The sequence below is a fragment of the Roseibium algae genome (assembly GCF_037783265.1).
GTDB classification, from domain to species: Bacteria; Pseudomonadota; Alphaproteobacteria; order Rhizobiales; family Stappiaceae; genus Roseibium; species Roseibium algae.
In genome coordinates, this window is the sequence record NZ_JBAKIA010000005.1 from 102458 (window position 1) to 122599 (window position 20142).

At 53.4% G+C, this 20142-nt stretch carries 19 protein-coding genes and 2 tRNA genes; 1 reads left to right on the forward strand and 20 read right to left on the reverse strand.

The window, feature by feature from the left end; all coding sequences use genetic code 11:
* Positions 1-25: 25 nt before the first annotated feature.
* The 19 genes from V6575_RS09415 to V6575_RS09505 all read right to left on the reverse strand — a co-directional run bounded on the left by V6575_RS09415 (position 26) and on the right by V6575_RS09505 (position 17316).
* A complete protein-coding gene (locus V6575_RS09415; RefSeq protein ID WP_340274048.1) occupies positions 26-766 on the reverse strand; it encodes a biotin--[acetyl-CoA-carboxylase] ligase in 741 nt (246 codons plus the stop codon).
* A 41-nt stretch (positions 767-807) separates the two neighbouring features.
* Complete coding sequence (gene nuoN, locus V6575_RS09420) at positions 808-2250, reverse strand: NADH-quinone oxidoreductase subunit NuoN (protein WP_422785552.1); 1443 nt, start codon at positions 2248-2250, stop codon at positions 808-810.
* Between the two features lie 25 nt (positions 2251-2275).
* On the reverse strand, positions 2276-3796 hold the full coding sequence (locus tag V6575_RS09425; protein WP_340274049.1) for an NADH-quinone oxidoreductase subunit M: 1521 nt from the start codon (positions 3794-3796) through the stop codon (positions 2276-2278).
* On the reverse strand, positions 3796-5811 hold the full coding sequence (gene nuoL / locus V6575_RS09430) for an NADH-quinone oxidoreductase subunit L (protein ID WP_340274050.1): 2016 nt from the start codon (positions 5809-5811) through the stop codon (positions 3796-3798). The genes V6575_RS09425 and nuoL overlap by 1 nt, the downstream gene beginning before the upstream one ends.
* Before the next feature lie 6 nt (positions 5812-5817).
* Entirely contained in the window at positions 5818-6126 is a 309-nt protein-coding gene (gene nuoK / locus V6575_RS09435; protein ID WP_340274051.1) for an NADH-quinone oxidoreductase subunit NuoK, read from the reverse strand.
* A 91-nt stretch (positions 6127-6217) separates the two neighbouring features.
* Positions 6218-6832, reverse strand: a complete 615-nt coding sequence (locus V6575_RS09440; RefSeq protein WP_340274052.1) for an NADH-quinone oxidoreductase subunit J — start codon at positions 6830-6832, stop codon at positions 6218-6220.
* Between the two features lie 87 nt (positions 6833-6919).
* Entirely contained in the window at positions 6920-7408 is a 489-nt protein-coding gene (gene nuoI, locus V6575_RS09445) for an NADH-quinone oxidoreductase subunit NuoI (RefSeq protein WP_340274360.1), read from the reverse strand.
* Positions 7409-7431: 23 nt separating this feature from the next.
* A complete protein-coding gene (locus V6575_RS09450) occupies positions 7432-7668 on the reverse strand; it encodes a hypothetical protein (RefSeq protein ID WP_340274053.1) in 237 nt (78 codons plus the stop codon).
* Position 7669: 1 nt separating this feature from the next.
* The gene (gene nuoH / locus V6575_RS09455; RefSeq protein ID WP_340274054.1) at positions 7670-8719 is read right to left on the reverse strand and encodes an NADH-quinone oxidoreductase subunit NuoH; all 1050 of its coding nucleotides are present in this window, start codon (positions 8717-8719) and stop codon (positions 7670-7672) included.
* A gap of 15 nt (positions 8720-8734) precedes the next feature.
* Complete coding sequence (nuoG, locus tag V6575_RS09460; protein ID WP_340274056.1) at positions 8735-10798, reverse strand: NADH-quinone oxidoreductase subunit NuoG; 2064 nt, start codon at positions 10796-10798, stop codon at positions 8735-8737.
* Positions 10799-10826: 28 nt separating this feature from the next.
* Positions 10827-12125 carry an NADH-quinone oxidoreductase subunit NuoF gene (gene nuoF / locus V6575_RS09465; protein WP_340274057.1) on the reverse strand — a complete coding sequence of 433 codons (1299 nt, stop codon included), beginning with the start codon at positions 12123-12125 and terminating at the stop codon, positions 10827-10829.
* A 9-nt stretch (positions 12126-12134) separates the two neighbouring features.
* On the reverse strand, positions 12135-13337 hold the full coding sequence (locus V6575_RS09470; RefSeq protein ID WP_340274058.1) for an NADH-quinone oxidoreductase subunit E: 1203 nt from the start codon (positions 13335-13337) through the stop codon (positions 12135-12137).
* A gap of 81 nt (positions 13338-13418) precedes the next feature.
* Positions 13419-14603, reverse strand: coding sequence for an NADH-quinone oxidoreductase subunit D (locus tag V6575_RS09475; RefSeq protein ID WP_340274059.1), 1185 nt, complete (start codon positions 14601-14603; stop codon positions 13419-13421).
* Positions 14596-15057, reverse strand: coding sequence for a GFA family protein (locus tag V6575_RS09480; protein ID WP_340274060.1), 462 nt, complete (start codon positions 15055-15057; stop codon positions 14596-14598). Before V6575_RS09480 ends, V6575_RS09475 begins: the two co-directional genes overlap by 8 nt.
* Positions 15041-15640: an NADH-quinone oxidoreductase subunit C gene (locus V6575_RS09485; protein ID WP_340274061.1), complete on the reverse strand. Its 600-nt coding sequence runs from the start codon at positions 15638-15640 to the stop codon at positions 15041-15043. Before V6575_RS09485 ends, V6575_RS09480 begins: the two co-directional genes overlap by 17 nt.
* Positions 15641-15707: 67 nt before the next feature.
* Complete coding sequence (locus V6575_RS09490) at positions 15708-16289, reverse strand: NuoB/complex I 20 kDa subunit family protein (protein ID WP_340274062.1); 582 nt, start codon at positions 16287-16289, stop codon at positions 15708-15710.
* Positions 16280-16645, reverse strand: coding sequence for an NADH-quinone oxidoreductase subunit A (locus V6575_RS09495; protein ID WP_340274064.1), 366 nt, complete (start codon positions 16643-16645; stop codon positions 16280-16282). Before V6575_RS09495 ends, V6575_RS09490 begins: the two co-directional genes overlap by 10 nt.
* A gap of 468 nt (positions 16646-17113) precedes the next feature.
* Positions 17114-17190, reverse strand: a tRNA-Asp gene (locus tag V6575_RS09500).
* 49 nt (positions 17191-17239) lie between these two features.
* Positions 17240-17316 (reverse strand) — tRNA-Asp (locus V6575_RS09505).
* A gap of 645 nt (positions 17317-17961) precedes the next feature.
* Here V6575_RS09505 and V6575_RS09510 point away from each other — a divergent pair.
* On the forward strand, positions 17962-18336 hold the full coding sequence (locus tag V6575_RS09510) for a hypothetical protein (RefSeq protein ID WP_340274065.1): 375 nt from the start codon (positions 17962-17964) through the stop codon (positions 18334-18336).
* Positions 18337-18488: 152 nt separating this feature from the next.
* Here the strand turns inward: V6575_RS09510 and V6575_RS09515 are convergent, their stop codons facing one another.
* A complete protein-coding gene (locus tag V6575_RS09515) occupies positions 18489-19664 on the reverse strand; it encodes a Shedu immune nuclease family protein (RefSeq protein WP_340274066.1) in 1176 nt (391 codons plus the stop codon).
* Positions 19665-20142: the final 478 nt, after the last annotated feature.

A 20142-nucleotide genomic window follows, 5' to 3' on the forward strand; every position in this document is an offset into this window, starting at 1 on the left:
TCGGGGTGTCGGGCGAGCCAACAGGCTACGAGCCCTCAATAAAGACATCACCGGCAAGAATGGTTTCCCGTTGCCCATTCTCAAGACCAAGAATCATATGGCCCCGATCGTCCAGATCCAAAAAGGTGCCGGACATCTCGCGATCCCCGTTACGCACCTTGATAATTTTTCCAAGATGGATGGCCCGTGCCAACCACGCCTTGCGAACAACCTCAAAACCTTGTGGCTGCCGCCAGTGTTCAAGCCAATTTCCCAAGCTCAGCGCCAGAGAACCAAACAGATCCTCGGCTGTTATCCTGTAGCCAAGAGCTGCAAGGTCGACCGTTGGATAGAGCCCCTGTTTCGGATGCTGAACGCAGTTCACGCCGAATCCCAGAACCAGGGCAATTTGTTCGGAAGAAACAGTCTCCGCCTCAAGCAGGATGCCGGAGAGCTTGGCCCCGTCAACGAGCAAATCATTCGGCCACTTCAACCCGACCATTTGGTGCGTTCCGGCACATTTGTCAATCGCTTCAGCCAACGAAACGGCAGCGACCAGTGGAAGTTCGCCGATCCTGGACCTCGGCCCCGGGTTAAGCATCAGATAGCTTGCAAACAGATTGCCCCGCATGGAGGCCCACTGCCGACCACGGCGCCCCCGACCGGATGACTGATCTTGAGCAATGATCCAAAGATCACCGGGATCGCCAGAGCGAGCGCGCTCAAACGCGAGCGTATTGGTCGAAGCAACATCATCGTGGCGCTCAACGCGCAAACCCGACGCCATGGACGCCGGGTTTGAAATACAATTTTGTCGATCAACTTCGGTCAGAAGAGCGCCCCCGCAGCCGCACTCGCTGCCTGGACAATCGGTCCAGGCATGGCTGCAAAGAAGATCACACAGATGCCAGACAGTCCAAGAACCACCTTGAGTTCCACCGGCATGGTCTCAAAAGCCTCAGTAGGCTGATCAAAGAACATGACCTTGATGATCCGCAGGTAATAATAAGCTCCAACAACCGACATGACGACACCGATGATTGCCAGAGGATATAGACCCGCCTCAACAGCTGCCGAGAACACGAACCACTTGGCAAAGAAACCGATGAATGGCGGGATGCCTGCCAACGACCACATGAAGATCGCCAAAAGGATCGCCATTGGCAGGTTGGTCTGCGACAGGCCTGCCAACTCATTAATGTCCTCAACCATCCCGTTCTTGCGGCGCATGGACAGGATGCAGGCAAATACCCCGAGCGTCATTGCCAGATAGGCCGTCATGTAAATCACAACGCCTTCAACACCAATCTGCGTACCGGCTGCCAGACCAACCAGCGCATAGCCCATATGGCCAATTGATGAATAGGCCATCAGCCGCTTGATGTTGGTCTGTCCGATGGCGGCAAATGATCCAAGCGCCATGGACGCCAGTGCCACGAAGACAAGAACCTGCTGCCAATCGGATGTGATCGGCTCAAAGCCACTGATCACAATCCGTACCAGCATACCCATGGCCGCAACTTTCGGTGCAGCAGCCAGGAACGCTGTCACAGGTGTTGGAGCCCCTTCATAGACATCTGGTGTCCACATGTGGAACGGCACAGCAGAAATCTTGAAGGCAACACCCGCCAGCACGAATGTCATACCGATGATCAGCCCGAGGGAAGCGCCCTCATGGGACACGACCTCAGCGATCTGCGGGAAGCCAATCTGGCCAGAAAAACCGTAGACCAGTGACATACCGTAAAGCAGCATTCCCGAGGACAGCGAGCCAAGCACAAAGTACTTCAGGCCAGCTTCTGTCGAGCGAACTGACTCACGATTGATCGCCGCGATCACATAGAGCGCAAGGCTCTGCAGTTCGAGGCCGAGGTAAAGGGAAATCATGCCATTGGCAGACAGCATCAGCAGCATGCCGAGCGTCGCCAGAACAATCAGAACCGGATATTCGAACTTGTCGAACGACTGGCTCTTGGCGAAGGCCCAGGACATGGCAATCGCAAAGAACGAGCCTATCAGCACCAGCAGCTTCATAAAGTAGGCGAATTCGTCGAGAATAAAGGCGCCGCCGAAAGTGACGCCCAATTTAGCCCCGAACGGCAACACAAACAGTGCTGTCGCTGCGATGAGGCCCATCGACATTCCCGTAACCAGGAAGCTGACCCGCTGACCGCCGAAAGCCCCGATCATCAAGAGCACGAGTGCTCCGACGGCCAGGAAGATCTCCGGCAGAGCCGGCATGAGATCAGGCAGTTGTGTCATATCAGACATTGGCTTTCATCTCGTCTTCGGATCGTTAGTGAGCCGCCGCTGGGGCATGCTGGATATGTCCGGCTACCTCAAGCGCTGCATGGTAATGCGTAATCAGGTTATCAACCGCCCCCTGTGTGACATCCAAGATTGCCATCGGATAGAAGCCGAAGAAAATCGTCAGGACGACCATTGGAGCAAGGATGACCTTTTCCCGCAGGTTCAGGTCAAGGATTGATTTCAGGCTTTCCTTTTCAAGAGGCCCGAACACAACGCGTCGGTAAAGGAACAAGGCATAGGCTGCTGACAGGACCACACCGGTTGTCGCAAACACGGCAACCCAGGTGTTGACCTGAAAAGCCCCCATGAGAACCAGGATTTCGCCGACGAAACCCGACGTGCCGGGTAGGCCGACATTCGCCATCGTGAAGATCAGGAATGCTACCGCATATTTCGGCATCCGGCTGACCAGACCACCATAAGCAGAAATCTCGCGTGTGTGCATCCGGTCATAGATCACACCGACACAGAGGAACAGCGCACTGGCGACAATTCCGTGTGACAGCATCTGAAACAGACCACCTTGCACGCCCTGCGGCGTCATGGTGAAGATCCCCATCGTCACGTACCCCATATGGGCAACCGACGAATAGGCGATCAGTTTCTTGATGTCTTCCTGAGCCAGCGCCACCAAAGAGGTGTAGATAATCGCCACCACAGACAGGGTGAAGATAAACGGCGCGAACATGTCCGATGCAATCGGGAACATCGGCAAGGAGAACCGCAGGAAGCCGTAACCACCAAGTTTCAGCAAAATCCCGGCCAGGATCACAGAACCTGCAGTAGGTGCTTCAACGTGAGCATCCGGCAACCAGGTGTGAACCGGCCACATCGGCATTTTCACCGCAAAGCTTGCAAAGAACGCCAACCAGAGCCAGGTCTGCATTTCTGAAGGGAACGGGTGGTTCAACAACACAGTGATGTCTGTTGTACCTGCCTCGAAATACATCGCCATGATGGCAATCAGCATCAAGACCGAACCGAGCAGCGTGTAGAGGAAGAATTTGTAGGACGCATACACGCGGCGCGCGCCACCCCAGACACCGATGATCAGGAACATCGGTATAAGGCCTGCCTCGAAGAACACATAGAACATCACCAGATCAAGCGAGCAGAACACGCCGATCATCAGAGTTTCCAGGATCAGGAAGGCAATCATATACTCCCTGACCCGCTTCTGCACGCTCTCCCAGGAGGCGAGAACACAGAATGGCATCAGGAACGCCGACAGGATCACGAACAGGACCGAAATCCCGTCGACGCCCATCTTGTAATTAATGGAACCACCAAGCCAATCTCCATCTTCCAACATCTGGAAGCCTGGATTGCTGTAGTCGAAGAACCCCCAGATGAAGAGGGAAACACCAAAGGTGAACACCGTTGTTGCCAGCGCAACCATGCGAATGTTGCGCTTGCTGTCTTCGTCGTCACCCGGCACCAGCAGGATGAACAGAACACCAATCAGCGGCAGGAACGTGACCGTTGAAAGAATGGGCCAGTCAATCATCAGTGTGCTCCTCCGACGGTACCAACACCGGTGAACATCGACCAGGTGATGAGGGCAGCCACACCAATCAGCATCGCGAAGGCGTAGTGATAGAGATATCCGGTCTGAAGCCTGACGACCCAGGTTGTGACATCCTGAACGCGGGCTGCAACGCCATTGGGTCCAAAGCCGTCAATCACCTTGCCGTCCCCCTGCTTCCACAGCACGCGACCAAGCCACAGTGCAGGACGTATGAACAGGAAGTTGTAGAGCTCATCGAAATACCACTTGTTGAGCAGGAACTGATAAAGACCTGAATGTTCCTGAGCCAGTCTCTTGGGAGTTTCCGGAGACCGGATGTAGAACTGATAGGCAACCAGAAAACCGAAGACCATCATCACGAACGGGGCAAGTTTCACCCAGGTCGGAACATGATGCATCTCATGAAGAACGTGGTTCTCAGCACCGACAAAGAGAGCCCCTTTCCAGAAGGCCTCGTAACCCTCACCGACAAACGGTCCATAAAAGACCATTCCGGCGAACACGGCACCGATGGACAAGACGAACAACGGCACAGTCATCACCAAGGGAGATTCATGCACGTGCTTCATCACATCAACCGGCGCTCTTGGCTTACCGTGGAATGTCATGAACGTCAGACGCCATGAGTAGAAAGAGGTCAAGCCGGCAGCGAGCACCGTCAACCAGAAACCGTACCCTGCAAAAGGGTTACCATGCTCACTGGAGCTGGCCGCATAGGCAGCCTCGATGATCGCATCCTTCGAGACGAAACCTGCAAAACCGATATGGCCACCGATCAACGGAATACCGACACCAGTCAAGGCCAACGTTCCGATCATCATCGTCCAGTAGGTAATCGGGATATGCTTGCGCAATCCGCCCATCTTTCGCATGTCCTGCTCATCAGACACCGAATGGATTACCGACCCAGCACAAAGGAACAACAAGGCCTTGAAGAAGGCATGTGTGAAGAGATGGAATACTGCAACTGAATAAGCACCAATGCCCAGGGCAACAAACATGTAGCCGAGCTGGGAACAGGTCGAATAGGCAATCACCCGCTTGATATCATTCTGGACCAGGCCAACAGTCGCCGCAAAAAACGCTGTTGTCGCACCAAAGAGGGTCACGACGGTCAAGGCCGTATGGGACAGTTCAAACAGAGGCGACAAACGCGCAACCATAAAGACACCGGCGGTCACCATAGTCGCCGCATGAATAAGCGCGGACACAGGTGTCGGGCCTTCCATCGCGTCTGGCAGCCATGTGTGTAGGAGGAACTGTGCCGACTTGCCCATAGCGCCCATAAAGAGCAACAGGCAGATCACGGTCATCGCCGAATGGGCATCCAGATGATAGCCCAAGAAGCTCATCACTGCTTCGTGGCCTTCCCGCTCCATGATACCGGGAGCGTTGGCAAAGATCGTCGACATGTCGATGCTGTTGAAGACGTAGAAGACGCCGAAGATACCGAGGGCAAAGCCAAAGTCACCAACCCGGTTGACCACAAATGCCTTCATCGCAGCCGCTGTAGCTGATGGCTTTTGATACCAGAAACCGATCAGAAGATATGATGCCAGGCCAACACCTTCCCAGCCGAAAAACATCTGCAGCAGATTGTCAGCCGTTACCAGTGACAACATCGCAAAGGTAAAGAGCGACAGGTAGGCAAAGAACCGCGGCCGATGCGGATCATGGTGCATGTAGCCGATGGAATAAACGTGAACCAGCGCGGACACCGTGTTCACAACAACCAGCATCACGACCGTCAAGGTGTCGATACGTAGGGACCAGGAAACATCCAGCGCACCGGCTGTAATCCAGCGCATGATATGCACCTGATACAGCCCGGTTTCACCCATCCCGACGGAGAAGAATGCGACCCAGGACAAAAGCGCCGATACAATCACCAAACCAGTGGTGATATATTCGCTCGCCTTAGCACCCAAAGCCCGACCAAACAGCCCGACGATCAGGAAGCCTAGCAGAGGCAGGAATACGATTGCGGAGTACATTCGCCCCTAGCCTTTCATCATGTTGATGTCTTCCACGGCAATAGAGCCGCGGTTTCGGTGATACACCACCAGGATTGCAAGACCGATTGCAGCTTCAGCAGCAGCAACCGTCAGCACCAGCATGGTGAAGATTTGCCCCATCAAATCTCCAAGATGAGATGAGAAGGCAACAAAATTTATGTTCACCGACAACAATATGAGTTCGATGGACATCAAGATGACGATCACGTTCTTCTTGTTCAGAAAGATCCCGAAGATCCCAATCGTGAACAGAATGGCTGCGACCGACAAATAATGGGACAGACCGATTTCCATGGGCGCCTCGCCGTGCTCCCCTCGTTAAACCCACCGGACCTGGCGCGGAGTAGCTCGCCTTGGTCCGGTCTAGATGAATGACGCCGAAGCGTTAGATGCCTTTACCCGTTTCGACCTTGCGAACCTCGATAGAGGTTTCCGGCCCACGAGCAACCTGTACGTTGATGTCCTGACGCCTGACGTAGTCCTTGTGGCGAAGGGTGAGAACAATCGCTCCAACCATTGCCACCAGAAGCACAAGACCCGACACCTGGAAGTAGAAGATGTATTTCGTATACAGAACGCTGGCGATAGCCTCGACATTCGTGACTTCAGTCAGAGGCGGTATCGGTTCAGATCCGTGTTTCAGAACCTCCGGTGAAATCACCCAAGCTCCCAACCCAAGGAACAGTTCCACCAAGAGCACAATTCCGACCAATGCACCGACCGGAAGATACTGAAGGAAGCCCTGTCGAAGCTCGACGAAATCAACGTCAAGCATCATCACGACAAAGAGGAACAACACCGCCACGGCACCGACGTAAACGACAATGAGAAGCATCGCCAGATATTCAGCACCAAGCATGATGAACAGCCCGGCAGAGTTACAAAACGCCAGAATCAGAAACAGGACCGAATGCACCGGGTTACGAGAGGCAATGACCATAAAGGCCGATGCCAACAACACCCCGGCAAACAGATAGAAGAAAAATGCGTTCAGGATCATGGAAAGACCTGCCTGTCGTCTGGCCGAAACCGGCCCAAGGAAAGACTATTGGCCGGATTGCCAATACGCCTCAGTGGTGTTTTCGCCTTAACGATAAGGCGCGTCCATTTCGATATTCCGAGCAATTTCCCGCTCCCAGCGATCCCCGTTGGCAAGCAGCTTGTCTTTTGAATAGTAAAGCTCTTCCCGGGTCTCAGTGGCAAACTCGAAGTTCGGACCTTCGACAATGGCATCGACCGGACAGGCTTCCTGACAGAAGCCACAGTAAATGCACTTCACCATGTCGATATCATAACGAGTGGTCCGACGAGTGCCGTCATTTCGTCGCGGGCCAGCTTCAATCGTGATCGCCTGTGCAGGGCAGATCGCCTCACACAATTTGCAAGCGATGCAACGCTCTTCCCCGTTGGGATAGCGGCGCAGGGCATGCTCACCACGAAAGCGCGGGCTCACGGGACCCTTTTCAAAGGGATAATTGACTGTCGGCTTCGGCTTGAAGAAATAGCGCATGGCCAAAAAGAACGCCGAAACGAACTCCTTCAAGAACAGCGATTTGGCGGCCTGATCTAGTCCCATCGCCTTGTTGCCTTCCTTAATACTCATCCGACAAGTTGACTGCCGGCCAGATACCCGATGATCGGAAATCCAATCAACGGAAATGCAAAACTCAATCCCCGTAGAAGAGCGCCGTACCTGGCAACCAGGCCTCCGTCGCCTCCTCCACGTCTGTTCTTTCCCTCAATTGCTTCCAAGATCCCTTTCAGGATTTTCCAATCGATCCAGCCAAGGTATCCCCCAAGCGCTGCACCAATAAGACCAGCAATTGAAACACTCACGTTACGGCGCCCACCCCATCGTCATAAGGACAGCAGCAACGATCACAACCATACCCAGTGACAGTGGCAGGAACACTTTCCAGCCAAGGCGCATCAACTGGTCGTAGCGATAACGAGGCACCATCGCCTTGACCATCGCGAACATGAAGAACCCGAGAAGGCACTTCAGAATAAACCAGATAATACCAGGCACCCATGTGAACGGTGCGAAGTCGAATGGCGGCAGCCATCCACCCATGAACATAATCGTCATGAGCGCGCACATCAGACAGATGGCGGCATATTCACCAAGCATGAACATCATGTATGGCGTTGAGCCATATTCCACCATGAAACCGGCAACCAACTCAGATTCAGCTTCAGCCAGATCAAATGGCGGACGATTTGTTTCTGCCAAAGCCGAGATGAAGAACACCACAAACATCGGGAACAAAGGCAACCAGTACCAGTTCAGCATCGTGAACCACGGCACGCCCAGCATGTCGGCCAGACCGGTCTTCTGAGAATAAACGATTTCAGTCAGATTCAGCGACCCTGCGCAAAGCAACACTGTCACAATTACAAAGCCGATGGATACTTCATAGGACACCATCTGGGCTGCGGAGCGCAGCGCCGACAAGAATGGGTACTTAGAGTTCGAAGCCCACCCGCCCATGATGATACCGTAGATCTCAAGTGAAGACACCGCAAAGACGAACAGAATGCCAACGTTGATATTCGAGATCACCCATCCGTCAGAGACGGGAATAACAACCCAAGCGGCCAGAGCCAGCATCACCGAAATCAAAGGAGCCAGAAGAAACAGCACCTTATTGGAGCCTGCCGGAATGACCGGCTCCTTCAGGACGAATTTCAACAAATCCGCAAAACTTTGGAGCAATCCCCACGGCCCGACAACGTTTGGTCCGCGGCGAAGCTGGACAGCAGCCCAGATCTTGCGGTCAGCGTAGAGCACATAAGCAATGATCAACAAGAGAACGACGAGCAGCAACACGCTCTGGAATACCATCCAGAGGAACGGAAAGCCGTAGGTCGTCATGAAGTCCGACATGTCTGTCCCCTGCCCTTATTCCGCTGCTTCCGCAGCCCGTGCGTTGGCCAAGGCGGAACATTCCGCCATCACGGCCGATGCACGTGCAATCGGGTTTGTAAGATAAAAGTCGCGAACAACATTCGCGAAACCTGAGCTGCCCATCTTGGCCGACGTATTTGCCAGCTTTTCGATGTCAGCAGCATCACCGGATGCAATTTCGCCAATTTCAGCAAAATGCGGATGAGCTTCAAAGAGTTTGGCGCGCAAGCCAGGTAGGGAATCAAACTCAAGCGTTTGACCCAAAACCGCCGATAGTGCCCGTAGGATTGCCCAATCTTCACGCGCATCGCCCGGAGGGAAACCAGCCCGATCACCCATCTGAACACGGCCTTCCGTGTTTACATAAAGAGCCGACTTTTCCGTATAGGCCGCGCCCGGAAGGATCACATCAGCGCGGTGTGCGCCACGATCCCCATGAGTGCCCTGATAGACAACAAATGCACCTTCTGGAACTTCGACTTCATCCACACCGAGCAAGAACATCACATCCATTGCACCAGGTGCCAGCATATCAGATGTGTCTTTACCGCCTTCACCCGGAACGAACCCGAGATCAAGTGCGCCAACCTGAGACGCTTCGCTATGAAGGATATTGAAACCGTTCCAATCGTCCTTGATAACACCGAGCGACTTGGCTGCAGCAGCCAGAGTTGCCAGAATTTCCGCTCCATCCGGACGGTTCAAAGCACCCTGCCCGATGATGAACATCGTACGTTCAGCCTTTGACTTGGCATGCTCGAGGAATGGTTTCAGGCTGTCCGGTCCGGCACCAAGATATGTAACCGGATAGGTCAGATCGGCATTCTCACCAACCAGACCGATATGAACATTGCCGCGACGATACCGCTTGCGGATACGGGCATTTAGAACCGGTGCCTCAAGGCGTGGGTTCGTACCGATCAACATGATCGCATCGGCATCTTCAATGCCTTCGATCGTGGAGTTGAACAGATAGCTTGAACGACCATTTTTCGGATGCAGTGGTGATCCGACTGCCCGAGCGTCCATGTTGGCAACACCCAGTTTGCCCATCAGGCTCTTGAGCGCGAACATGTCTTCAACGCCAGCCAACTGACCCGCCAGAGCACCGATGCGCTCCGGATTGGCAGCTTTTACCTTGTCAGCAATGATCTGGAAGGCTTCGGCCCATGACACAGGCTGGAGCTTGCCGTCTTTCTTGGCATAAGGACGATCGAGACGTTGGGTCTTGAGACCGTCCCAAATGTAACGTGTCTTGTCGGAAATCCACTCTTCGTTCACCGCCTCGTTCAAACGAGGCATGATCCGCATGACTTCCTTGCCACGTGTATCAACGCGAATCGCGGAGCCAACCGCATCCATCACGTCGACGCTTTCGGTCTTGGTCAATTCCCATGGACGCGCATTAAAGGCGTAAGGCTTGGACGTCAGTGCTCCAACCGGGCAAAGGTCAACAACGTTGCCCTGCAACTCGGAGGACAGCGCCGCCTCAAGATATGTGGTGATTTCAGCGTCTTCGCCCCGGCCAACAAGGCCCATGTCAGCAACACCGGCAACTTCCGTCGTGAACCGAACACAACGGGTGCAGTGAATGCAGCGGGTCATGATGGTCTTGACCAGCGGCCCAAGATGCTTGTTCTCAACAGCGCGTTTATTCTCACCGAAGCGAGAATTATCGACGCCATAGGCCATCGCCTGATCCTGCAGGTCGCACTCACCACCCTGATCGCAGATCGGGCAATCCAACGGATGGTTGATGAGCAAGAACTCCATCACCCCTTCGCGGGCCTTCTTCACCATCGGGCTTTTGGTTTCGACAACCGGCGGCTCGCCATTGGGGCCCGGACGCAGGTCCTTCACCGACATGGCGCAAGACGCCGTCGGCTTAGGTGGTCCACCCTTTACTTCGACAAGGCACATCCGGCAGTTGCCAGCAATGGACAACCGGTCGTGGTAACAAAACCGCGGAACCTCGGCGCCAGCTTCTTCACATGCCTGAAGCAGCGTATAGTCCGCAGGGACATCCACTTCATTGCCGTCGACGATCAGCTTTGTCATCGCCTGCTCTCCAAATCCCGTTTCCGCGTTACTCAGCTGCAACCATCGCCGGGGCTTTGCCCTTGGCGACATAGTCGTCGATGCGCTGTTCGATCACTGGCCTGAAATTCTTGATCAGACCCTGGATCGGCCAGGCTGCTGCATCGCCGAGTGCACAGATGGTGTGGCCCTCAATCTGCTTGGTCACATTGAACAGCATATCAATTTCCTCGTAAGAGGACTGTCCCTTGACCATGCGCTCCATGACACGCCACATCCAGCCGGTTCCCTCTCGGCAGGGTGTACACTGTCCGCAGCTCTCATGCTTGTAGAAATAGCTCAATCGGGCGATTGCCTTGATGATGTCTGTGGACTTGTCCATGACAATCACCGCAGCCGTTCCAAGACCTGACCCCAGACCTCGAAGCGTATCAAAATCCATCGCCGTGTCTTTGATTTCCGCAGCAGTCAAACATGGCACGGATGATCCGCCCGGAATAACAGCCAACAGATTGTCCCAGCCACCTTGAATTCCGCCGCAATGCTTTTCAATCATCTCGGAGAACGGGATGCCCAGCTCTTCCTCAAAGGTCGCAGGCTGTGTGACATGTCCCGAAACGCAGAACAGCTTGGTACCAGTATTATTAGGCGTACCAAGCCCGGCAAACCAGCTGCCGCCCCGGCGCAGAATAGTCGGCGCAACAGCGATTGATTCCACATTATTCACAGTGGTCGGACAACCATATAGACCAACGTTCGCCGGGAACGGAGGCTTCAATCGAGGCTGCCCCTTTTTGCCTTCAAGGCTTTCCAGCAGCGCAGTTTCCTCGCCGCAAATATAAGCTCCGGCACCATGATGGACATAGATGTCGAAATCATAGCCGTTCTTGTTGTTTTTGCCGATCAGACCCGCGTCATAGGCCTGGTCAATTGCCGCCTGAAGCCGCTCGCGTTCACGAATAAATTCGCCGCGCACATAGATGTAGGCAGCAATCGCGCCCATCGCAAAACCGGCAACCAGACAGCCTTCGACCAGCGTATGCGGATCGTGGCGCAGAATCTCGCGATCCTTACAGGTGCCGGGTTCTGATTCATCGGCATTCACAACCAGATAAGCCGGACGCCCATCTGATTCTTTCGGCATGAAGGACCACTTGAGACCTGTCGGGAAGCCAGCACCACCGCGTCCACGAAGACCGGAAGCCTTCATTTCATCGATGATCCAGGCTTGCCCCTTGTCGAGCAGCCCCTTGGTGTTATCCCACTGGCCGCGTTTCTTGGCGCCATCGAGACCCCAGTCATTCAGCCCGTAAATGTTGGTGAAGATCCGATCCTGATCCTTCAGCATATCGTTCCCCTACCCTTCGTTCTTGCTGGACGGTACATCGCCCTTTGCAACACGTTTGGAGAAATCGGTCTCGCCGCCCTCTGCCAAAATCTTGGCTTGAGCGACCCAACCGTCCCGCTCGATCCGCCCCTTGAACTTCAAGCGACTGTCGACCCATTCGATTTCCGCGGCACCCCAACCAGCAACCTGATCGAAATGATAGAAGCCCAGCTCATTGAGCGTACCTTCAAGCTTCGGACCAACGCCCTTCAGCTGTTTGAGATCATCAGCCTTTCCATCGCGTGCAGCCTTGAGCAACTGGGGCTCTTTCTCCGCAACAGCAGGCGCGTCATCTGCCGGCTTCGCCTTGGATACCGGCGCCGGCGCATCCGCTTTGGCTGCAGGCTTTTCGGCCTTCTTGGCAGGCTCAGCAGCAGCCGGTGCCTCAGCCTTGGCGGCTGACTTTGCAGCGAAAGTTGCCTTTACCTTGGCGACTGCGTCTTCAGCTGGTGTTGGGACACCGTTGTAATCATTACCCTGGGCATTGATAGGTCCGCCAGCGAAAGCATGAGATGCATACTCATTGCCTTTGACCAAATGCGGGACCGGAAGAACACCCTTGGTGTCGTCATCAATCTCGGTGAGGCTCGTCTGTCCGCCTGCTGCCATGCCAAAACGGCGGCCGTTCTGTGGGCCGGGCGTCACTTCCTTGCCTTCGGAGATATCGTCGAGCAGCTTGTTGAAGCTGTCGGTCGTCAAATCCTCATAGGTGTCCTTGAAGATCTGGACCATCGGCGCGTTTACGCAGGCACCGAGACATTCAACTTCTTCCCATGAGAACATTCCGTCCTCGGAAATCTCATGCATATGCTTGGCAATGCGAGACTTACAGATGTTTATGAGATCTTCAGATCCGCGCAGCTGGCATGGCGTCGTTCCACACACTTGAATGTGGGCTTTCTTGCCCACCGGCTGCAGCTGGAACATCGTATAGAATGTCGCAACTTCAAGAACACGAATATGAGGCATGTCCAGCAAGTCCGCGATGTAGCGGATTGCAGGTTCACATACCCAGCCTTCATGCTGCTCCTGAGCACGCCATAACAACGGAATGACAGCAGAAGCCTGTCGGCCAGCCGGATACCGGTCGATCAGCTTTTTCGCCCACACGAGATTCTGCTCAGTGAAGCTAAAGCTCTCAGGTTGTTCCGCGGCAAGTCTACGAACCGCCATGGTGCTATCCCCGTCTTGTGTCGATGACCGGAGCCGAGATAGCGGCTGCCAAGGTCGAATTTACAGTGCGAAGGCCGCCGATCACCGGTCAACCTCGCCGAATACGATGTCCATGGATCCAAGAACAGCCGAAACGTCGGCCAACTGATGTCCACGACACATGAAGTCCATCGCCTGAAGATGCGCGTAGCCAGGAGCCTTGATCTTGCAGCGATACGGCTTGTTGGTGCCATCTGCGATCAGATACACGCCGAACTCACCCTTGGGCGCTTCAACCGCGGCGTAAATTTCGCCAGCAGGTACGTGATAGCCTTCAGTATACAATTTGAAGTGATGGATCAAAGCTTCCATCGAGCGCTTCATCTCAGCGCGTTTAGGCGGAACGATCTTGCCATCCTTCGAAGAAATCGGGCCCGTTTCAACCGTCAGCTTCTCAAGGCACTGCTTCATGATGCGCACGGACTGGCGCATCTCTTCCATGCGGATCAAATAGCGGTCATAGCAATCGCCGTTTTTGCCGATTGGTATGTCGAAATCCATATCCGCATAGCATTCGTAAGGCTGCGACTTGCGCAAATCCCAGGCAGCGCCAGAGCCGCGAACCATGACACCGGAAAAGCCCCAGGCCCATGCATCATCAAGAGATACAACGCCAATATCAACATTACGTTGCTTGAAGATACGGTTGTCGGTCAAAAGCCCTTCAATATCATCCAGCGTCTGTAGAAACGGATCGCAGAAATCCCAGATATCATCGAGCAGATCGCGTGGCAGGTCCTGATGAACACCGCCCGGACGCACATAGGCAGCATGCATACGTGCGCCGCAAGCCCGCTCATAAAACACCATCAGCTCTTCGCGAGGCTCAAACCCCCACAAGGGCGGTGTCAAGGCCCCGACATCCATCGCCTGAGTTGTGACATTCAGAAGATGAGACAAAATACGGCCGATTTCGGAGAACAATACGCGGATCAACTGGCCGCGCATCGGAACTTTGATATCAAGCATACGTTCGACGGCCAGAGCAAAAGCATGTTCCTGGTTCATCGGCGCAACATAATCGAGACGGTCAAAGTATGGGATCGCCTGCAGATATGTTTTCTGCTCAATCAACTTCTCTGTGCCGCGGTGCAAAAGGCCGATATGCGGATCAACCCGCGTTACGACCTCACCGTCCAGCTCAAGCACCAGGCGCAAAACACCGTGCGCTGCCGGATGCTGCGGACCGAAGTTGATATTAAAATTTCGGACTTGAGCCTCAGCCATTTTGAGGATCCTGTTCTGGGGCGTAAAGCGCGAAGACTTCCGGCCCCGTCATACGCTTGGTATCGTTTGCAAAAGCATAATTTGCAGGTTGTTCGTCAACGAATATCTCGCTCGTAAACTTAAACTGTGAAGGATCATCAAATGCCTGGGCTGACACAGAGTTATGGGATCCATCCTGCATCCGCCAGATAAGTGTTGACCCGCAATCCTTGCAGAACACCCGCTCGCCGTAACCAGATGAGCGATAAATTCCGAGCGATGCTTCGTCAGAGAACTCAACACTGGAGCCACAAGCAACAGCCATATAGGTTCCACCAGTCCATTTACGACACATGCGACAATGGCATACCGCCATTTCACCATCAGCAGGCACAGCCGTAAACTTCACCGCACCGCAGAGACAACTGCCTGATAGTCTTTCACCCATCACAAGGACCTCAGCTCGCTTTCTCATCGCCGGGCAGCACGTAATCCGTGCCTTCCCATGGCGAGAGGAAATCAAAGTTGCGGAATTCCTGGTTCAGACGAACCGGCTCGTAAACGACACGCTTCTTTTCATCATCGTAGCGCACTTCAACAAACCCGGTGACAGGGAAGTCCTTGCGCAGCGGATGGCCGTCAAATCCATAATCCGTCAGGATACGGCGAAGGTCCGGATGACCGGAAAACAGAATGCCATACATATCATAGGCTTCACGCTCGAACCATTCGGCACCGGGGAATAGCGCTGTCAATGAAGCAACAGGCGTCTCTTCATCGGTCGAAACTTTTACTCGAATGCGCTGGTTCTGTACCGGAGACAGGAAGTGGTAGACCACATCGAACCGCTTTTCACGAGCTGGCCAGTCAACGCCACAAATATCGGTCAGATTGACGAACTTGCAGGCGCTGTTGTCACGCAGAAACCGCACAACATCCAGAACGTCCGGGGTGCTGGCAACGAGGGTCAGCTCACCATGATCGACGGTCCAGGACAAAAGGGAACCGCCGAGAGCAGATTCAATATGCTCTGCAAGTTCCTTAAGTGTCTCGTCCATGTCTTAAGACCTCACTCCGTTGGAGCCTTGTGAAGAGGCGGAAACCGCCGCCTTCAAATCTAGGAATTTAGCGTTCGATTGTACCCGTGCGCCGAATTTTCTTCTGCAACATCAAGACACCGTAGAGAAGCGCTTCGGCTGTTGGTGGGCAGCCTGGAACATAAATGTCGACCGGAACAATCCGATCGCAGCCACGTACCACCGAATAGGAATAATGGTAGTAGCCACCGCCATTTGCACATGACCCCATCGAGATCACATATCTCGGCTCTGGCATCTGGTCGTAAACCTTGCGAAGGGCCGGAGCCATCTTGTTGGTCAATGTACCGGCAACAATCATCACGTCAGACTGACGCGGAGATGCACGTGGCGCAAAACCAAACCGCTCAGCATCATAGCGCGGCATGGACATCTGCATCATTTCAACAGCGCAACAGGCAAGACCAAATGTCATCCACATCAACGAGCCTGTACGTGCCCACTGAATCAGATTGTCTGTCGAGGTAACGATAAAACCTTTATCAGCCAGCTCATCATTCACGTCCATGAAGAACGGGTCATTCGCTCCCACCGGCTTACCGGTATTCGGGTCGATGATCCCCTTCGGGCTTTCCGCGATCAGCGGGCCGGATGTGGCGGTCAATCCCATTCCAGCGCTCCCTTTTTCCATTCATAGATGAAGCCGATTGTCAGCACTCCCAAGAATACCATCATGGACCAAAAACCGTACCAGCCTAGATCGCCAAATTTGACAGCCCAAGGAAACAGGAAGGCAACTTCCAGATCAAAGATGATGAATAGGATTGAGACCAGATAGAACCGCACGTCAAATTTCATGCGCGCATCATCGAATGCATTGAACCCGCACTCATAGGCAGACATCTTTTCCGGATCCGGATTTCTGTAAGCCAATACGAATGGCGAGACGAGCAGAGCGAGGCCTATCACCAGCGCGATGCCGATGAACACGACGATCGGGATATATTCCCGCAAGAGTTCTTCCATGTCTTTCGCGTCCTTCGCATATGGAGGGCGGATCGGGAGGAGATCCAGCCTACACGGATTTGACTTAACGCAGCATTTAAAGCGCGGAATAAGCCAAGCCCCGTCGGCTCTTGATTGGCCAACATGCGAGGGCACGATTAGCTCACCCCTTGCTGCAACGCAAGACCCTTGCCTGCCAAACAAATGTCATGCTTTTGCCAGTTTTGGCGCACCTTGGCGCGAACCTTACCTTTAGAGCTCCTGCAGAACGGTTGAAAACTTTGAAAAAGTATAAGAAAGCCCTGATATTATTCAGAAGGCGCACGCATTGCTAAAGAATCGCGACATTGGAAAACCACTTGTCAAAATACGGCCGCATCATGAAACAAGCGACAATGCAGCGCACCCTGATCTACCGCGAATGACCGCCTCCCCGGGAGGGGAATAAATTATTCCATAATGAAGGAGAAGAGAGGATTTTACCGTAAGTGGCGCGAGTGACGGGACTCGAACCCGCGACCTCCGGCGTGACAGGCCGGCACTCTAACCAACTGAGCTACACCCGCGTACTTAACGGTATATCTTAGCGCCTCTTCCTTTCCTCTCGAAAGAAAGTGGCGCGAGTGACGGGACTCGAACCCGCGACCTCCGGCGTGACAGGCCGGCACTCTAACCAACTGAGCTACACCCGCTTCGCAGCAACGACGTTATGTCCTTGCGAAGTGGCGCTGATGTACGGCGGCTGAAGAGTTAAGTCAAGCGCCTGAGAAGCCACTTCATGACGTTTTTGCAAAACAATCCAAAACCCTGCCTCTCCGGCCATCCCTGCCCGTGTCTTCACTGTGGATAAAATGCAATCATCAAAGGAACTTGGCACAAATCGCCGATGCAATTTCCCATAAAAATTTCGGATCTGGATCAATCAAGAGAAATTCGTTTTACCGGGCAGCATTTATCGGGAGGTGCAGAAGCTCGATCCGGAAATTTTGTTGCCTGGAAACGAACCGAATGCCTGTACACATCATGCTGAACATCCACACCATCGCAAAAATGACGCAGACTCTGGCCATCATATCCCGAAGGAGCTAAAGCCAAGTTCAGATAAACACAGCAAGACTTCATACGAGGTCATAATATAAATAAGGGGAATGGTGGGCGATGAGAGACTCGAAGTCTCACAGAACGCCAAAATCCGACTGATTTTACTACGCTTTTTCCGACGCAGTGATGATTATGTGTACCAGCCGGGTGCACTCGGGTCAACGCCAGTTGTTGTTGGCCGCTCAGCCGCTCCCACCGATTCTTGCTTGTAACGCCCAGCAAATCACGGAGCCGCAATGGATATTGGAACAGCCACACTAGCCCGCGACCTCGATTATGCCCGAATGAGCCGTGCGATGTTCGAGCCTGATGATATTGGCGCTATCATCCGCTCCCATCTCGAATCTGAACAAACACTCGACTATGTTCTTGGCATTGTAACTCAGGTCCGTTTCAAGCCCGAGAGATTCCGAAATTTCGGACCAAAGATCGAGCTACTGAAATTGTTCGGCACCGCCCCCACATGGCTTGCCGCTATAACCACCTTCAATAACAAGCGGAATGAATTTACCCATCGCGGCAAAGAGACGATCACTGAGCAAGACGTCTTGGACCGCTATCACAAGATCCGGCGCATCTACCCGGCGTTCATGGCGCGTTCCGTGTCATAGCTGAAGGAACTCATGAACTAGTCGCTTCGTTCGATAACTGTAGCATCCGGCAACGATACGTCACCCTCATTTACCTTTTACTCGCGGGCCTTACGGTGCTCGCTCAAATCCCCGGGGTCAACTCCAACCAATAACAATGGCGCGGATGGAAACTAATCCGCCCCCTGATCTGTCGCCTGAACTATCAGACATGCTCGCTCATACAGTTCGTCATAGGTCAAAATTTCCGGACGTTGCAGATTTCGCCTAAATCGTTCGAAGCAACCAAATTTTTGCTCATTAACACCGTGATCTTGCTCAAACTCGGTCAGTCGACCACAAATCACGAATGAACGAGGCTCTGTGGTATAAAGAGTCTCGCCGGTTGGCTCTCCGTCTTGTCGAGTAATATTTTCCGAACGGCTCCATCGCTCCAAAGCCGCCGCTACGGTCCCCTGAACCTGCGCTACCGCCCCCGAAAGTTCCTTAGAGGGCGACCAAATACCAGACCGGTAAGTCTGCTTCTCAACCAACTCAGTCTGATGATGCTTCAATTCAACGAAGGCGCTTGTGCTCAGCGCAGCCCTAGAACGCAACAACGCATCAACCCTTTTACCAGGCCCCAAAACATCACTTCCACGCACCGTCTGCTCAAGTTTGCGATCTTCCAGCGGACCAAAATTTATAAGACTTAACGAATAGCCGAGAATCCAGACGTTCTTCTCGAGGAACCGCTGCCAAACGCCCTCAGGACCAAGCCCTTTTTGTTCCCGGCATTTTTCGAAAAAAGTGTCGTCAGAGAGAAGTCGCTCAAATACCTTGAGTTGCTCCTTCCGGTAAGCTAGTGCCACCACATCCTCAGTTGTGATCTCACTGCGAGCCACCGCGGCTAGAAGCTCTTGGTTATCAGCAGCAATTCTGCGCAGTTGATCAGGCTTTAATAACAACTCCTCAAGATCACTGTCTTGGATGTTTATCCGATTGTCATCTGGAAAGTGAATTCTCCGAACATCCGTCAGGAACTTAAGCAATTTCCCCACCTCGGCAGGCAGAAAAGTAAAATGTTGCTTTGGCTCACCTTTTCCGGAGAATTTCTGAATAGTCACTGTTTGGAATGATCGATCATCCTGAATAAAAGTCGCCTTAATTTGAACCCGTTGCTTAGGCGTCTCTCTTAAAATGATCTCGTCCTCCACCTTGGCGAAGGCTAGACTTTCCTTACCATCGATCACCTTGTTCGCGATACGAATCTTTTTCCCATCCCCATCAAGACTGCTTATTGCCTTGCTGACATAGGTCTTAATTGGCAAGGAGTTCCGGTAAATCTCATCATCTGAAAATTCGGACATCTCTCAGTAGCTCCTGATCAACTTCGAAGGGCAAGCCGCCTATTAGACACCAAGCAGAAGTATACTTAGTGATTCATAGCTCGCACAAGTTGGCCCCGCTTTACTTCCCCCTGAAATTTCCAAAAAGAATCTGAGGCATCAACCTCGACAGGCGCGGATGTCGCTTTCCCTCGGCGGGACCCATTTTCGTTGAACCTTACGCAACCTTCATTGCCCCGGTCGGCCTCCGTAATCCTCACGCTAGGGTCCACCAAGTTTAGAATGTGGCCACCCACGGATTGACCCTCCACACCAACAGCTTTGGACCTTCACGCAAAACTTTCCAGAAGGAGTTCACAGCTGCATGGGCTGCTACGAACAGTTCCTTCGCTTCCTTAGGATATCGAGCCCCAAAGTACACCTTGACGTAATCCTTGACCATGACGGTCCGCAGTCGGTCACTAACGGGGACAGTTAGCGGACGACCGTGGGCGAGTTT

Bases quoted from the DNA above. Each gene is read 5' to 3' on its own strand.
- nuoH (WP_340274054.1), bottom strand. From the start codon at position 8,719: ATGTCGGACTTCATGACGACCTACGGCTTTCCGTTCCTCTGGATGGTA.
- V6575_RS09425 (WP_340274049.1), bottom strand. From the start codon at position 3,796: ATGATTGACTGGCCCATTCTTTCAACGGTCACGTTCCTGCCGCTGATT.
- V6575_RS09510 (WP_340274065.1), top strand. From the start codon at position 17,962: ATGGATATTGGAACAGCCACACTAGCCCGCGACCTCGATTATGCCCGA.
- V6575_RS09490 (WP_340274062.1), bottom strand. From the start codon at position 16,289: ATGGGATTGACCGCCACATCCGGCCCGCTGATCGCGGAAAGCCCGAAG.
- nuoI (WP_340274360.1), bottom strand. From the start codon at position 7,408: ATGGGACTAGATCAGGCCGCCAAATCGCTGTTCTTGAAGGAGTTCGTT.
- V6575_RS09480 (WP_340274060.1), bottom strand. From the start codon at position 15,057: ATGAGAAAGCGAGCTGAGGTCCTTGTGATGGGTGAAAGACTATCAGGC.
- V6575_RS09470 (WP_340274058.1), bottom strand. From the start codon at position 13,337: ATGGCGGTTCGTAGACTTGCCGCGGAACAACCTGAGAGCTTTAGCTTC.
- nuoL (WP_340274050.1), bottom strand. From the start codon at position 5,811: ATGTACTCCGCAATCGTATTCCTGCCTCTGCTAGGCTTCCTGATCGTC.
- nuoN (WP_422785552.1), bottom strand. From the start codon at position 2,250: ATGTCTGATATGACACAACTGCCTGATCTCATGCCGGCTCTGCCGGAG.
- V6575_RS09440 (WP_340274052.1), bottom strand. From the start codon at position 6,832: ATGATCCTGAACGCATTTTTCTTCTATCTGTTTGCCGGGGTGTTGTTG.
- nuoG (WP_340274056.1), bottom strand. From the start codon at position 10,798: ATGACAAAGCTGATCGTCGACGGCAATGAAGTGGATGTCCCTGCGGAC.
- nuoF (WP_340274057.1), bottom strand. From the start codon at position 12,125: ATGCTGAAGGATCAGGATCGGATCTTCACCAACATTTACGGGCTGAAT.
- V6575_RS09495 (WP_340274064.1), bottom strand. From the start codon at position 16,645: ATGGAAGAACTCTTGCGGGAATATATCCCGATCGTCGTGTTCATCGGC.
- V6575_RS09515 (WP_340274066.1), bottom strand. From the start codon at position 19,664: ATGTCCGAATTTTCAGATGATGAGATTTACCGGAACTCCTTGCCAATT.
- V6575_RS09415 (WP_340274048.1), bottom strand. From the start codon at position 766: ATGGCGTCGGGTTTGCGCGTTGAGCGCCACGATGATGTTGCTTCGACC.
- V6575_RS09475 (WP_340274059.1), bottom strand. From the start codon at position 14,603: ATGGCTGAGGCTCAAGTCCGAAATTTTAATATCAACTTCGGTCCGCAG.
- V6575_RS09485 (WP_340274061.1), bottom strand. From the start codon at position 15,640: ATGGACGAGACACTTAAGGAACTTGCAGAGCATATTGAATCTGCTCTC.
- nuoK (WP_340274051.1), bottom strand. From the start codon at position 6,126: ATGGAAATCGGTCTGTCCCATTATTTGTCGGTCGCAGCCATTCTGTTC.